Source organism: uncultured Photobacterium sp., from assembly GCF_947039875.1.
Taxonomy (GTDB): domain Bacteria; phylum Pseudomonadota; class Gammaproteobacteria; order Enterobacterales; family Vibrionaceae; genus Photobacterium.
In genome coordinates, this window is record NZ_CAMRAN010000011.1 from 1 (window position 1) to 14,894 (window position 14,894).

The 14,894-nt window shown below is 39.8% G+C and carries 16 protein-coding genes and 2 tRNA genes; 12 read left to right on the top strand and 6 right to left on the bottom strand.

Features of this window, described 5'->3' with window-relative positions:
- The 6 genes from zipA to Q0V26_RS05705 all read left to right on the top strand — a co-directional run.
- Positions 1–687: cell division protein ZipA (gene zipA / locus Q0V26_RS05680; protein WP_297479121.1), on the top strand; the 687-nt coding region annotated here is incomplete at its 5' end.
- Between the two features lie 139 nt (positions 688–826).
- Entirely contained in the window at positions 827–2,845 is a 2,019-nt protein-coding gene (gene ligA, locus Q0V26_RS05685) for an NAD-dependent DNA ligase LigA (RefSeq protein WP_297479123.1), read from the top strand.
- A 523-nt stretch (positions 2,846–3,368) separates the two neighbouring features.
- On the top strand, positions 3,369–4,781 hold the full coding sequence (locus Q0V26_RS05690) for a porin (RefSeq protein WP_297479125.1): 1,413 nt from the start codon (positions 3,369–3,371) through the stop codon (positions 4,779–4,781).
- 132 nt (positions 4,782–4,913) lie between these two features.
- Positions 4,914–5,102, top strand: a complete 189-nt coding sequence (locus Q0V26_RS05695; protein ID WP_297479128.1) for a hypothetical protein — start codon at positions 4,914–4,916, stop codon at positions 5,100–5,102.
- A 174-nt stretch (positions 5,103–5,276) separates the two neighbouring features.
- Positions 5,277–6,701 (top strand): glutamate--tRNA ligase, encoded by a 1,425-nt coding sequence (gene gltX, locus Q0V26_RS05700; RefSeq protein ID WP_297479130.1) that lies wholly within the window; start codon positions 5,277–5,279, stop codon positions 6,699–6,701.
- Between the two features lie 136 nt (positions 6,702–6,837).
- A tRNA-Ala gene (locus Q0V26_RS05705) sits at positions 6,838–6,913 on the top strand.
- A 51-nt stretch (positions 6,914–6,964) separates the two neighbouring features.
- Here the strand turns inward: Q0V26_RS05705 and Q0V26_RS05710 are convergent.
- The 3 genes from Q0V26_RS05710 to Q0V26_RS05720 all read right to left on the bottom strand — a co-directional run bounded on the left by Q0V26_RS05710 (position 6,965) and on the right by Q0V26_RS05720 (position 8,999).
- Entirely contained in the window at positions 6,965–7,504 is a 540-nt protein-coding gene (locus tag Q0V26_RS05710; RefSeq protein ID WP_297479132.1) for a hypothetical protein, read from the bottom strand.
- Between the two features lie 235 nt (positions 7,505–7,739).
- A tRNA-Arg gene (locus tag Q0V26_RS05715) sits at positions 7,740–7,816 on the bottom strand.
- Positions 7,817–7,862: 46 nt separating this feature from the next.
- Positions 7,863–8,999, bottom strand: coding sequence for a flagella assembly protein FlgT (locus Q0V26_RS05720; RefSeq protein ID WP_297479134.1), 1,137 nt, complete (start codon positions 8,997–8,999; stop codon positions 7,863–7,865).
- A 147-nt stretch (positions 9,000–9,146) separates the two neighbouring features.
- On the opposite strand from Q0V26_RS05720, the gene Q0V26_RS05725 reads away from it, so the two are divergent.
- Both Q0V26_RS05725 and Q0V26_RS05730 read left to right on the top strand, forming a co-directional pair.
- Positions 9,147–9,782 (top strand): FlgO family outer membrane protein, encoded by a 636-nt coding sequence (locus Q0V26_RS05725; RefSeq protein ID WP_080157024.1) that lies wholly within the window; start codon positions 9,147–9,149, stop codon positions 9,780–9,782.
- Between the two features lie 11 nt (positions 9,783–9,793).
- On the top strand, positions 9,794–10,240 hold the full coding sequence (locus Q0V26_RS05730; protein ID WP_080157022.1) for an LPP20 family lipoprotein: 447 nt from the start codon (positions 9,794–9,796) through the stop codon (positions 10,238–10,240).
- A 3-nt stretch (positions 10,241–10,243) separates the two neighbouring features.
- Here Q0V26_RS05730 and flgN read toward each other — a convergent pair whose 3' ends face one another.
- The 3 genes from flgN to flgA all read right to left on the bottom strand — a co-directional run bounded on the left by flgN (position 10,244) and on the right by flgA (position 11,901).
- On the bottom strand, positions 10,244–10,672 hold the full coding sequence (gene flgN / locus Q0V26_RS05735) for a flagellar export chaperone FlgN (RefSeq protein WP_080157021.1): 429 nt from the start codon (positions 10,670–10,672) through the stop codon (positions 10,244–10,246).
- A gap of 72 nt (positions 10,673–10,744) precedes the next feature.
- The gene (gene flgM / locus Q0V26_RS05740; RefSeq protein ID WP_297479146.1) at positions 10,745–11,053 is read right to left on the bottom strand and encodes a flagellar biosynthesis anti-sigma factor FlgM; all 309 of its coding nucleotides are present in this window, start codon (positions 11,051–11,053) and stop codon (positions 10,745–10,747) included.
- A gap of 140 nt (positions 11,054–11,193) precedes the next feature.
- Positions 11,194–11,901 carry a flagellar basal body P-ring formation chaperone FlgA gene (flgA, locus tag Q0V26_RS05745; protein ID WP_080157017.1) on the bottom strand — a complete coding sequence of 236 codons (708 nt, stop codon included), beginning with the start codon at positions 11,899–11,901 and terminating at the stop codon, positions 11,194–11,196.
- Between the two features lie 119 nt (positions 11,902–12,020).
- On the opposite strand from flgA, the gene Q0V26_RS05750 reads away from it, so the two are divergent.
- The 4 genes from Q0V26_RS05750 (at position 12,021) to flgC (ending at position 14,888) form a co-directional block, all read left to right on the top strand.
- Entirely contained in the window at positions 12,021–12,965 is a 945-nt protein-coding gene (locus tag Q0V26_RS05750) for a chemotaxis protein (protein WP_297479152.1), read from the top strand.
- A gap of 49 nt (positions 12,966–13,014) precedes the next feature.
- A complete protein-coding gene (locus Q0V26_RS05755; RefSeq protein WP_297479154.1) occupies positions 13,015–13,842 on the top strand; it encodes a protein-glutamate O-methyltransferase in 828 nt (275 codons plus the stop codon).
- 233 nt (positions 13,843–14,075) lie between these two features.
- Complete coding sequence (gene flgB / locus Q0V26_RS05760; protein ID WP_080157011.1) at positions 14,076–14,471, top strand: flagellar basal body rod protein FlgB; 396 nt, start codon at positions 14,076–14,078, stop codon at positions 14,469–14,471.
- Between the two features lie 3 nt (positions 14,472–14,474).
- Positions 14,475–14,888 (top strand): flagellar basal body rod protein FlgC, encoded by a 414-nt coding sequence (gene flgC / locus Q0V26_RS05765; protein WP_045036601.1) that lies wholly within the window; start codon positions 14,475–14,477, stop codon positions 14,886–14,888.
- Positions 14,889–14,894 lie beyond the last annotated feature (6 nt).

The following is a 14,894-nucleotide window of genomic DNA, read 5'->3' on the forward strand; positions in this document are numbered from 1 at the left end:
CCAAGTGTTGCGCCTCAGCCAAGTGTTGCGCCTCAGCCAAGTGTTGCGCCTCAGCCAAGTGTTGCGCCTCAACCAAGTGCTGCAACTCAAGCTGTTGATGTTAAGCCTACGATTGCAGAAAATGTTACCGCAGCCCCAGCACCTATTTTTATGCCTGTAGATGAAGAAGAGATCAAAGCTGACGTTGTTACAACGGTAACATCGGAGTTTGAAGTCATTTCTGAGCCAGAAACGATTATAGAACCAGAAGTTTTACCTGAGGCAGAACTTCTACCACCAAGTTATTTATCTGTTTGTGTACATGCTCGTAAAGGTAAAGTTCTACGTGGGCCATCACTATTTGCTTGTTTAGAACGTAATGGATTGATTTTTGGTGAAAATTCAGTTTTTCACCGTCATGCTGATTTAGCAGGCACTGGGCCTGTTATTTTTTCTGTTACTAACTTGCTTAATCCTGGCACATTTCCAGAAGTAAACTATCAGCATTTTGAAACACCTGGTATTGGCTTTTTCTTAATGTTGCCGTGTCATGGTAAAGCATCAAGTAACTTCAATATGATGTTGCAAACAGCACAGCAAATTGCAGACCAACTTAATGCAGATGTAATGGATCAAGATCGTGTGATGATCACACCAAATCGTATTGCAGCATATCGAGAAAAATCAGTAAAATATAATCAATGTTAAGTTGATAAACGATTTTTTTTGATAAAAATTCAGGCTCCTTCGGGGGCCTGAATTTTATTGTATCTACTGATATAACTATAATGATTTGCTGTTTTGTAATCAGAGTCATTAATCAACATTTTTTCAGGTAGGAATTGAAATGAGCACCGACCTTCAGCAACAACTTGCCAGCTTAAAACAACAATTAGATTATCATGGCCATCGTTATTACGTTGAAGATAACCCTGAGATACCAGATGCTGAATATGATCGTCTGATGCAACAGTTATTGGCGATAGAAGCTGAACATCCACAATGGGTAACACCTGATTCACCAAGCCAACGCGTTGGTGGAAGTGCTCTTGACGGTTTCACTCAAGTAACCCATGAAATCCCAATGTTATCATTAGGTAATGCATTTAATGATAACGATTTACGCGATTTTCAAAAACGTCTTCAGGATCGATTACGTGATAGCAGCAGTATTCATTACTGCTGCGAACCTAAGTTAGATGGCCTAGCGGTAAGTTTACTGTATGAAAATGGTATTTTGGTACAAGCGGCAACACGAGGTGATGGTGCTACGGGGGAAAATATCACCCACAATGTACGTACTATTGGCGCAATTCCATTGCGTTTACGCGGTGATGATTGGCCGCTGCGGTTAGAAGTACGTGGTGAAGTTTTTATGCCCAAAAAAGGCTTTGATGAGCTGAATGCCAACGCGCTTAAAAAAGGTCTTAAAACTTTCGCTAATCCACGTAATGCAGCAGCAGGAAGTTTACGTCAGCTAGATCCTAAAATCACAGCAACGCGTCCGTTAAGTTTTTATGCTTATGCTGTCGGGGTCGTTGAGGGCGGTGAGTTAGTGGGCACTCAATATCAGTGTCTATGTCAACTTAAAGCATGGGGTCTACCTATGTGCCCTGAAATTCGTTGCGTTGATAGTATTGAGGCCGTGATTGAATACCATCAAATGATTGGTGATAAACGTCAATCATTAGGTTATGAAATTGATGGGGTTGTAATCAAGGTTGATCAGTTAGATCTGCAGTCGCAATTAGGATTCGTTGCTCGAGCTCCACGTTGGGCGATTGCCTATAAGTTTCCTGCTCAAGAAGAAATGACAATTTTAAACAATGTTGAGTTTCAAGTGGGACGAACTGGGGCAATTACACCTGTAGCAAAATTGGAGCCTGTATTTGTTGGTGGTGTTACGGTCAGTAATGCGACGTTGCATAATGCTGATGAAGTGTCACGTTTAGGGGTAATGATTGGTGATACGGTGATCATTCGTCGTGCTGGCGATGTTATTCCTCAAATTGCCGCGGTGGTTGAGTCTCGTCGTCCTGCTGATGCTGTTGCGATAGTCTTTCCAATACAATGTCCTGTGTGCCAATCTAAAGTGGAACGTGTTGAAGGAGAGGCTGTCGCACGTTGTTCTGGTGGCTTATTTTGCCAAGCACAACGTAAAGAAGCACTAAAGCATTTTGTTTCACGTAAAGCATTAGATGTTGATGGCTGCGGTGAAAAGGTGATTGAGCAATTAGTTGATCGTGAAATGGTGATGACGCCTGCTGACTTATTTAAGTTCAGTGCTGGCGAGGTAACGGCACTTGAGCGTATGGGACCTAAATCTGCGCAAAAATTAGTAGATGCTTTATCTGCGTCGAAGCAAACAACCCTCGCGCGGTTTATTTATTCATTAGGGATTCGCGAAGTGGGTGAAGCTACCGCTGCTAATGTCGCTAATTATTTTGAAACATTAGAGGCGATCAGTCAGGCCTCTAAAGATCAATTGATAAAAGTGCCTGATGTTGGTGAAGTGGTTGCAGCACATTTGTTTAATTTCTTCCGTGAACCTCACAATACAGCCGTTATTGATGACTTATTGGCACAAGGTATTCATTGGCCTGTGATTGAAAAACCACAAGCTGGGGTTGAATTGCCGTTAGAGGGTAAAGTCGTAGTGCTAACAGGATCATTGTCACAATTAACCCGTGGTGACGCTAAAGCTGCATTACAAGCACTTGGTGCGAAAGTAACCGGTAGTGTTTCTAAAAAAACTGATTTATTGGTTGCTGGTGAAGCTGCAGGTTCTAAATTAACTAAAGCCCAAGAGCTAAATATTGAAATTTGGGATGAACAACAGTTAGTTGATTTAATGAATAACGCATAAAAATACAAATATTTAAGAGTAAAGCCCCACTTTGTGAGGCTTTTTTTTTGATAAAAACCATCTCTTTTTATTGAGGACAGACTTAATTTTAGGTGTTTATTTAATCATGATCATAAGTAATATTTTATATTGCTCGTGATAGTTTGTGAATTTTAGGTTTGTTAATCATAGTATTTATAAAATACGACACGGTTCACAACAATATCTTAATGTGAGTATATCTTGTTGTTTTTAAATGGTTATTTTTATATTTCATTGTGGTTTGGTAAACATATGACATTGATCACGATAGCGTCAAAAGTTTGCACTCAATCATATTTTCACTATTAAAAAGTAAGTTCTTATTGATGTTTTGCGCTGCGAAAGTAGTCTTAATGCCGAAGTTATTTAAAGTTCAATTAAAAACGAAATAATATGCATTAGTCGAATTGATTCGACTGACATATAGGAGATTTACTTGTCATCTTCGGCGGCCAACCTTTCAGGGGCAAGTAAACAGCTAATATCTTTTAGGAGTTATTCCATGGAATCAAAGTTTTTTAAAGTTTCGGCTTTAACCGCAGCAATGGTCGGTGCATTATCTGCAGCGCCTGTTATGGCAACCGAAGACAGTGCAGCAGGTCCAGAATATGTGGTAGCTGTTAATGAGTTTCTTGATGATTCAACATTAGCCGGTGTTGCAGTTGTTGATACGCGTTCTCGTACTCGTACTACTGGTAAACCTGGCGGTAAAGATGGTGATTCATGGAGCCGTCTAAATTACTCTGCTTATAACCTAATTTTAGATTTTACTTCTGGTTACCATAACGGTTGGCTAGGTGCTGATATTGGTGGTTATCTATCTGGTGATTTGTACAACGATAGTGCAATGAATGCAGGTACTGGTGAATACTTAGCGAATGAAATCTCTACATCAAATAACCTTGACTGGGGTTCAGGTGAAGGCAACCCTGTTAAGATTACTAAAGCGGCATTGAAATTTAAAGCGGGCGAAAATGTAGATGGTCGCTTTGGTTTTACTCAATCAAATGGTAATGGTGTTTTAGGTAACGTATGGTCTTTCGTTCCTGGTACATACCGTGGTGCTGAACTGAATGCAAACTTTGGTAATTTTAAAGCTACTTACTTTATTGCTGACCAATTCACTGCTCCTTGGTTACTAAGTGAGCATGATTATGCACCTGCATTATGGTCTGATACATCTTGGGGTATTGCACACTCTCTAGGTTTACAAGGTAATGCAACTGACGCGTTATACCTACAATTCGGTATTGGTCAAGTAACTGATATTCAATATGCAAAAGGCATTGATTGGGGTGCGGGTGAGGTAACTAGTTACCACGATAAGACTGATACAACAGGTTACAAGGTTTACGCTAAGTACAATATCAATGAAAACATGTCACTTGCATACGATTTCTACGGTGTGAATGATGACGTACAATATGATGGCCTTGGTTACACCACGGGTCTATCATTCAACGCTAAGTTCGGTCAGTTCTCATGGATGACAGATCTTCAATACGCGAAGAGTGATAACGATCGTGATGTTAACCCTCGTATGATTTACACATACGGTATGACAAATGGTACATATTCACTATGGTGGGATGCACTATCTGATTGGAACAAATCAGGCGAAGTATCGATCTACAACCGTTTATCATATGATCAAGGCAATGGTTGGAACTACTACCTAGGCTTCGGTTACGGTTCTGGCAGCAAGTCAGCAGCTGATGGCGCTATGGGTGACTGGGATTACGAGAGCGAGTACGCAGTTAACGGTACAGTTTCTTACTCAGTACCAAATGGTGCACTTAAAGGTTCTACCATTCGTCTACACGCAACAATGCTAGAGCGTGATGAGTTTGCTGGTGCAGCTTCTGCTGATGAAACAGATTTACGTTTCCAAGTTATTATTCCTTACACTTTCTAATATAACAATTAGTTAGGTATGAATTTAAAAGCCCATTTCGATGGGCTTTTTTATTATCTTAAAAAAGAGAACTGGATTATTAATCTTCTTCCTACAATTGAGTTAGGTAACTCAACTAACGAAGGTGATTATATGAAAAAATATATTATTGGTATTATGACGGCGATGGTATTGGCTGTAAGTTCAAATGTTTTTGCTTCTGGTGGTTCAAATGGCGCAGGTGGTTTTGGTCAAACATACTGTCATTTATCAAATAATGAGACGGTTTTTGTTCCTTGGTTTATATGTAAACAACACGGCGGTGAATCATACGACTTTTGATTTGATAATAGAGAATGGACTCTCTAATTTTTTATTGTGACTCATCTACTATGACTATTTTACGCTCTCGTCTTCCTGATTATTGTAGAATTAGCCCACAGTGCTAGAATACCTACCAATAGATTTAGCACAGTAGCTTTTACTGTGTCATCCATCATTCATAAGGTAATCTCAATGACGGTTAAAACTCGCTTTGCACCAAGCCCAACTGGCTTTTTGCACGTTGGTGGTGCGCGTACAGCATTGTATTCATGGCTATTTGCTAAGCATATGGGCGGCGAATTCGTATTACGTATCGAAGACACAGATATCGAACGTTCAACGCAAGAAGCGATTGATGCGATTATGGAAGGCATGGAATGGTTAGAGTTAAATTGGGATGAAGGTCCTTACTACCAAACTAAGCGTTTTGATCGTTATAATGAAGTGGTTGATCAATTACTAGCAGAAGATAAAGCGTATAAGTGTTACTGCCCGAAAGAACTGCTTGATGAGATTCGTGAGCAACAAATGGCAGATGGTGTTAAGCCACGTTATGATGCTAATCATCCTAAAATTATTGCAGCAAATGCGGCAGCAACAGCAGATTCTCCATTCTGTATTCGTTTCCGTAATCCAAAAGAAGGCACAGTGATCTTTGATGATAAGATCCGTGGTCACATCGAAATTTCAAACAGTGAATTAGATGATCTAATCATTCGTCGTACTGACGGTAGCCCAACATATAATTTCTGTGTTGTTATTGATGACTGGGATATGGGTATCACTCAAGTTGTTCGTGGTGAAGATCATATTAACAATACCCCTCGTCAAATTAATATTTACAAAGCATTAGGTGCGCCAGTACCTGAGTTTGCACACTGTGCAATGATTCTTGGTGATGATGGCGCTAAACTATCTAAGCGTCATGGTGCTGTTGGTGTAATGCAATACCGTGATGACGGTTTCCTACCGCATGCGCTACTAAACTACCTAGTACGTTTAGGTTGGTCTCATGGCGACCAAGAAATTTTCTCACTACAAGAGATGATTGATTGCTTTACGCTTGAGTCTGTAAGTAAATCAGCATCAGCATTCAATACTGATAAATTGTTATGGCTAAACAACCATTACATTAAAACAGCAGCACCTGAATATGTTGCTAAATACCTACAATGGCATTTAGATCAAAAACAAATTTCAATTGAAAATGGTCCTGCAATTACTGAAGTGATTACGTTAGTGGGTGAGCGTTGCCATACACTGATCGAATTAGCAGAGCAATCACGTTACTTCTACCAAGATTTTAGTGAGTTTGAAGCGGGTGCGGCTAAAAAGCACTTACGCCCAGTTGCTAAAGATGCATTGGCATTAGCACTTGCCAAAGTAGAAGCGCTAGAAGAATGGACAACTGAAAATCTACATGCCGTTATCGTTCAAGTTTGTGAAGAACTAGAATTAGGTATGGGTAAAGTTGGCATGCCACTACGTGTTGCTGTTACAGGTCAAGGCCAATCACCATCAGTTGATGCAGTAATGCAATTGATTGGTAAAGAGCGTGTTGTGACTCGTATTCAAATGGCATTAGATTATATTGCAGAGCGCGAAGCTAACGCGTAAACATTAGTTTATTGTTAATAAGAACGGAAGTGTCATTGATACTTCCGTTTTTTTATAACGAACGTAAAGCTGATCACACTTTTTGTTTTACGATAATGACATTTTTTAAAAACATCAATATCATAAGCAGTATATTGGGGCTATAGCTCAGCTGGGAGAGCGCTTCGCTGGCAGCGAAGAGGTCATCGGTTCGATCCCGTTTAGCTCCACCAAATTTAAAACCTCGTCAGTTAACTGGCGAGGTTTTTTGCGTTTAGTAACGATTAAAAACGCGCATTAATAATTGGGAAGATTGGCAGGTTTTTACTTACAAAAGTACCTGACTTATCGTAGTTAATTAAACCAATCTGCACACCTTTATTAATGTGATCTGTTGCGTTAACAAAACCGAACTGAAGGCCATTCAGAGAACCAGCATAGTTAAAGGTACCAAATTGAGCACCAGTGAAGTTATTGGCAGTATAGTTAACTAAACCAAAGTCAGCACCTGTAGCATTGCCTTCGTTCCAGTTAGCTAAACCAAATTCTAAACCTGTCATGCTTGACGTAGTGTGGTTAACACCAAATGCTAAACCAAAGTTAAGACCTGTAAAGTTATTGATAGTCGATACGCCTAACAATGAAAAGTTGACACCTGTTACTTGACTTGTTTGACCGTAAAGTACGTTTAAACGTGCTCCTGATACATTTCCCGCAGGTAAGTTAACACCCGGTAAAGAAAGTTGAACCGGTGTATTAGCCATTGCGGTAACAGGCGCTAGAAGTACTGCAGATATAATAAAAGGTGCTAATTTTAATTTCATAAAAATGTCCAAAGTAAACGTATAAAAAGATATTTATAAATTGTAGGTAGTATAAATAAAAAACAGTAAAAAACAACGTTCAAATATTATTAAATTATACTTAAAGGTGGTATTAGTTTTATGATGTAACGAATAGTTTTTAATCGTTTAATTTGGCTGGATAGTAATCAAGAATTAAATTGGAATGAGAGTCTAAAATGTAAAAAAGCCAACCTATAGGTTGGCTTTTTTAATATGGCGCTCCCTGCTGGAGTCGAACCAGCGGCCTTCCCCTTAGGAGGGGGACGCTCTATCCATCTGAGCTAAGGAAGCGTTCGCACAGTGTACACGAAAATTAGCAGAGTTTAAGAAAATAGTGTTATTGATTCAACTGCTTGGTCAGTAAATCGCCAGGTTGAATGCTAGATGCCAGTTGTGGTTGATTAACACTAAGCTCTGCAGACTTTTCATAGACTCGATTAACGGTAAGTGTGATCGCTGTTTCAACCATACGGTTGCGTGGAATACCTTTCTGATCGATAAACCCTGCGCTGTGCCATAATTTAAGTTGATCACCGTTGTGAACCCCATGTACTCGACCAACATTGATTTGAGCGACGCCTTGATGGATATTAATTATTTCAGGCAGGCTAGCGCGGCATGAAAGGGCACTTTCAATATCTAACATCATATTTTGAGTGACGCGTTGAATACTTTGCCCATATGGTGATACCCAAAAACGTGCCGTTTTAGTATCAACATAACTTGTACGAGCAAAGGGCCATAAACCAATATCACGGTAACTATTTTGGTAGATTGTCTCACCTGTTTTACCGTCCATTATATTAAGAGTTAACGCAAATTGACGATTAATGGTGTTGGGTTGTAATAGATGATTATCAACGGTAGCGGAAATATCCGTGATCTCACCACTGACCAAATATTGTGCGTCATTATCTTCAGCTAACATCATCATCGCATCTGCATGGTTAGCACTAACAGGCACTTGGGTAACACCTGTTACTAAAAAACTTTGCGAACGTTGCTGAATATTTTTTTGTAAGACCTTTGAAAAATCATCCCCTAGCTGATAAATACTGCCCATCGCTGCTTGTTGTGGCTCCGCGAGTGAAAATTTCCCCAGTAATAATCCTTTCTTATATTGTACCTTGTGGCAACTTTTTGCCGATGGGTAAATATCTATTCTGGCTGTAACATACATTTTGCCGCCAGCATCTTTCTGTTCTAGCACGCTAATATGTCGAATTTCATTACCGCTAAAACGGTATTGTTGCCGATCTTCTTGCAAATAAGTTTTAAGCATCGGTAGGCTGGCAATCTCACCTCCCGTAAATGTCATTGCTTGAAAGACCGCATTTTCTAAGGCATTGACGCGTGCGGTCGCTTTACTTTCAAGAATGTTAGCTTCACCTGTCACCTGTACCCATTGGGCATGACTTGAGTGTGATACGAACAACCATAACGCATTTAAACAGAGTAATAATTTTTTATTCATAAAAGGCCAATTTAGGTATGTTTTTTGCTTTGATCAGGACATAACCACAACGGAATGCAAAGAGTGTTCCCAATTGGTGCTTCTCATTAAAGAAATTGTATTCGTGAACGATATATCCCTTATCACACGTAGCAAGAGTGACCAACAATGAACAAATTTATACTGGTGGTGTGTGCGCTACTATTAACAGCTTGTACAGGACCCCAAGTTTATAACGGTAAAGAGCCATTTTCTTCAGCGGGGTATTCGCTAACAACGACGCCTCGTCATACGGTCGATTATTTTGTTGAAGGACTCACAAATCAACTTATTGAGTCCAATCAATATTTAACTGCAAGTACGCCTTTGGCTGTGACGTCGTTTGTTGATCTGCAAGATATGGGGGTCACTAATTGGTTGGGTAATGTGGTTAGTGAAAATTTTATGTTTCAGATGCAGCAACGAGGATTTACGGTCGTTGATTACAAATCAACAGGGGTGATTAAAGTAACACGTAATGGTGATTTTAGTATTAGTCGTAATTGGCAAGAATTGTCAGCGCAACAGCCGGTTGATTATGTGCTAACGGGGACAATGTTACGTCAAAGCGGCGGTGTGCTTGTGAATGCAAGAATCATCGGAATGCGATCGCATGTTGTTATTGCCACGGCACAAGGCTTTTTACCCGCAGAGCGTATTGGGCGTGATTTGGATTTTATGAATAAGATTCAAATCCGTAATGGGGTGATTATTCGAACGGAACAACAACAGCCTACTACCAATAATATTGTGTTACGACCTTAAGGATAACCGTGATGACTAAATGGCTAATAATGGTGTTATTAATCTTAATATCAGGGTGTTCTTCTTCAAATAGTGGTACTCACCCGAATTTAACCAATAGTAATGAAAGAGTATTTGCCGTTGGTTACGCGTCAATTAGTGAGCAAAATGGGCGTACTCAAGAAGAAAAAAGTTTACGGGCAATGCGTGCATCAAAAGTGGATGCGTACCGTGAATTATCAGAACAAATTTATGGGTTACGAATTTCAGCAACAACATCGTTATCAAATCAGCAACTAGGCCCTGAAAATACGAATGGTGCTGTTGATGGTATTATTCGAGGGGCCAAAGTGATCCGTAGTTATCCTGTAGGTGATAGCTATGTAACTGAAATGGAATTAAATTTAGGCTTAATGGAACGTATGAAGCAACACGGCGAAGTGTTTCATGTGCCTAATAATCAACAAGTGATGTTTTAACTATTAGGCTTTAAGGTTGGTGCCTAATGAGCGAACATTCTGCGCCTTACCATCACAATTATAGGTCATCTGGTGGCGACCTCGACTTTGTTGAAATAGGTTATTGAGTTTATGAAAACTTAATTGCGCCCGTTGTAATACTTCGCCATTGATGTCATTACGTTGTTTACATAATGTCACGAGCTGTTGAATTTCTTCAACATGCTGACCGAGTAATGCATCGTCTTGTAATTGTTGCCGCTGTGAATGATGAGCAATAAGATAATCATGTTGTTGAATACTATTGATCAGTGTCAGTTTTTCTTTTGCAAATTGTTCTATTTCTAACGCTCGTCGATGAGCTATGGCTGTTTTTTCTTGGTTGAGTAATTCAGCAAGAGAGACCAAAGCCGTGTGTTGAAGCTCAAGCAATTGCTCAATAGTGTGTTTCATAACCAAGATCCTTACAGTAAATGCGCAATAATATTAGTCTATTAATAACATCAGTTCTTAATAATAACAGCATTAAAGATCGTTAAGTTCATCTTCAAACTTGATTATATTATTAGCGAGTTTGTCGGCATCAATAGTATAACTGCCATTAGCGATGGCTTGTTTTATTTCAGCAACTTTTGCGGCATCAAAACTGGTTTCTGCTGCTAATTGTTGATGAATTTGACCAACCGCTTTACCTTGAGAACTTAAAGATACCGCGTCGTGTTGCGGTTCAATCGTAGTGGTTGATGGCGTATTTGTTGTTGCCGTTTTGGTATGGTTAACCGTACGAGCTGTATTTAGTGGTTGCCCACCACGAAGATGATCAATGTTTGTCATAATGTAGTACCTGTCGATGCCAATAGCGTTATAGTCAATTATCGACGTATAGACTATAAACTTTAGCTTTTTTTGTTTACGAATACCAAAATATTATGACGTATTATTTTTGATTTTTAGCCGCCTATTGTCGGTTGTTGTTAATATTTTACCGAGACTTCTCCTACCGCTGTAATGACCCCATCAATGATTCGCTTTGATTTGCTATTTTGTACGCGAATCTCATCACCAATAGCCCCATCTGATAATGCTTTGCCGGTGGTAACTATGGCTAATCCTGTTTGCCCGGCTCGAATTAACACACTGTCATTGCGGCACACTAAGCAGATATCATTTGCTTGAATGACATCACCTGCTTTCACGGTACGTTTTACTTTTGAACCAATAATTTGTTGAGGATCATTAAAGCTGACACCACGTTGAAAGCGGCTTTCCACCATGGCAACTTTTACGTTAGCAGCACTGAGTAAAGCGCCACGGCCGAGGTGGGTGGTGGCGATCACTTGTGGCAGAGTCTGTTGAACATTAACCGGCACATAGAGCTGCCAATCTTCACTATTACACTGTACCAGTACCGTAACATTACCTGATAACGTTTGTTTACCCGGCGTGGTTGCTACTAGGGGACTTGAGCAGGTAGGAAACCGTAATCGAGAATCTAATGTTGCAGCGGTAATATTAACACTACCAAAATCAGATGGCGCTAACGAACGTTTTATATGCTCTGCTGCTGTTTGCTGAATAAGGCTTTGTTGTGAGATAGATGTGGCATGAACATTAATACTAAAGTTCAGCAATAAACTGCCGATAATAATGCAAATTAAGTTTAAATATCGATGAGTGATCACGGCGTTATGCTCTCTGTCGGTGGTAATCATGCGGTTATTAAGCGGCTTATCATAAGTAATTATTTGAAAAATTGCTTGTATTGGTGTTGTTAATATTTTCAGACAGGAAACCCTTTCACATGTCAGGCATTTTAGATTCCGTTAATCAACGTACGCAGTTGGTAGGACAAAATCGATTAGAATTACTTACTTTTCGACTTAATCGGCGTCAGCGATATGGGATTAATGTCTTTAAAGTTAAAGAAGTTTTACAGTGTCCTAAGTTAACATCGATGCCGAATTTACATCCGTTTGTTAAAGGTATCGCTTATATTCGAGGACAAACAATATCAGTGATAGATATGAGTCTTGCCACCGGCGGGCGACCTGTCGAAGATATCAGCAATTGTTTTATTATCATTTCTGAATTCAACCGCTCAGTGCAGGGCTTTTTAGTGTCAGCAGTTGAGCGAATTGTGAATATAAATTGGGAGGCGATTTTACCACCCCCAAAAGGCGCAGGACGAAATAATTACCTTACAGCTGTCACTGAAATTGATAATGAACTGGTAGAAATTCTTGATGTAGAAAAGATCCTTGATCAAATTTCACCTGTTGATACTCGGTTATCGAGTGAATTACTGAATGAAATTAGCTTAATAACACCAACCGTAAAAACGGTACTCGTTGCCGATGACTCCATGGTAGCGCGTAAGCAAGTGCAGCGTGCGATTGAATCTATCGGTTGTGATTGCATTTGTGTGAAAGACGGTAAAGAAGCCTTTAGAACATTACAAACCATGGCTGCAAAGGACAGTATTTATCAACAATTAGCTTTAGTGATATCAGATATTGAAATGCCTGAAATGGATGGTTATACCTTAACGGCTGCGATTCGTAATGATTCCGCGTTAAAAGATCTGCATGTTATTTTACATACTTCACTGAGTGGGGTCTTTAATCAGGCGATGGTTGAACGTGTGGGTGCTAATGCCTTTATTCCTAAATTTAATCCTGATGAGCTAGGTCGAGCAGTAAAAGATGCCATGACGACAGTGACTGCTGCTTGCGTTAGTTCTAAATAATAAATCTATTTAATATGCAATAAACGACAAAAACAAGAAAGAGTAATTGATGACAACATTAACGGTAAATGATCAAGACTATTATGACTTTTGTCATTTTCTTGAAGCACAGTGTGGCATTGTTTTGGGGGACAGTAAGCAATATTTAGTGCGAAGTCGTTTAAGTCCTCTCATTAAACGTTTTGGGTTGCCGTCTTTGTCTGATTTATTGCAAGGCGCATTGAAAGGGCGTAATCGAGAATTACGGGTTGCAGTGATAGATGCAATGACAACTAATGAAACACTGTGGTTTCGTGATAGTTATCCTTTTACTGTTTTAGCCGATAAGATCTTACCTGAACTTGCAGCCAACAGAAGGCCATTAAAAATATGGTCAGCGGCAAGTTCGTCAGGACAAGAACCGTATTCAATGGCGATGACTATTTTAGAACAGCAATTGAAACGACCGGGGCTACTACCCAGCATTCAGATCACGGCGACTGATATTTCACAGACCATGCTTGATATGTGTCGTGAAGGAGTATATGACAACCTTGCGTTAAGTCGTGGTTTATCTGTTGAACGTCGAAGACTATTTTTTGAATCACATATTAGTGGTGGCATGCAAGTTAACCCGCGAGTGAAACAATTGGTTAATTTTCGCACTCAAAATCTAAAAGACAGCTACGTTCTATTAGGTAAATTTGACGTAATATTTTGTCGTAATGTACTTATTTATTTTTCACCAGCAACAAAAGTAAAAGTGCTGAATCAATTAGCGGCCAGTTTAAACCCAGGTGGTTACTTATTTCTGGGTGCTTCTGAATCATTAACTGGGCTCTGCGATCGGTTTGAAATGGTACGTTGTAATCCCGGTATTATTTATAAATTGAAATAATAGCAACAGCAGGTAATTTAGGGGCGAGGATTCAAGGTTTCTAGATTTGAGTTTTCGAGATGTAAACCCGAACTGAAAAGGTTGTTACTACATTCTCGCCACTCGCTCTTCCTCGTAACTCGCTCCTTTCCTCTGCTTTCCCTCTTTTTTCCTCCTCCCTTTTCCATCTTGGCATTGTCTTTGCTTTACTGCTGTTGTCACTGTGACAGTAAATAACACCGTAGAGGCAAAGTATGTCGATTTCTTTTGATAAAGCATTAGGTATTCATCAGTATACCGTTGGTGCACGAGCAACACGTGCAGAAACATTAGCGAGCAACCTTGCGAATGTTAATACTCCAGGCTTTAAGGCAAAAGATATCGACTTTAGCCGCGTCCTGCAATCGGCAACCGCAGGGGCAAACGTTGGCCTTAATCGTACCAATGGGCGGCATATTACTGCCTCTCCAGCCGCCAATGGCGAACAACTTTATCGAGTGCCAACTCAGCCTGATACTGGTGATGGCAATACTGTTGATGCGCAATTAGAACAAAATTTATTTATGCAGAATAGTATTGAATACCAAGCATCGCTCGATTTTTTAGGCTCTAAATTTAAGAATTTAACCAAGGCATTGAAAGGGGAATAATGGATGAGTTTATTTAATATCTTTAATGTGACCGGTTCTGCCATGAGTGCTGAATCAGTACGACTTAATACCACCTCTAGTAACTTAGCCAATGCCAACAGTGTCAGTAGCTCAGCGCAAGAAACTTATAAAGCGCGTTACCCTATTTTTGCGGCAGCGCTTGATAGTGCTAATCAAGGCGATGCTAGCGTGCCAGTACAACTGCAGGGGATTGTTGAAAGTAATGAGCCATTAAGTGCGGAATATAATCCTGAGCATCCATTGGCGAACAGTGCTGGTTATATTTATAAACCTAATGTCAATGTGATGGAAGAAATGGCGAATATGATTTCCGCATCACGCTCTTACCAAAATAATGTTCAAGTGGCGGATGCAAGTAAGCAAATGCTGATGAAAACCTTGCAGATGGGCAAATAAGCTAAG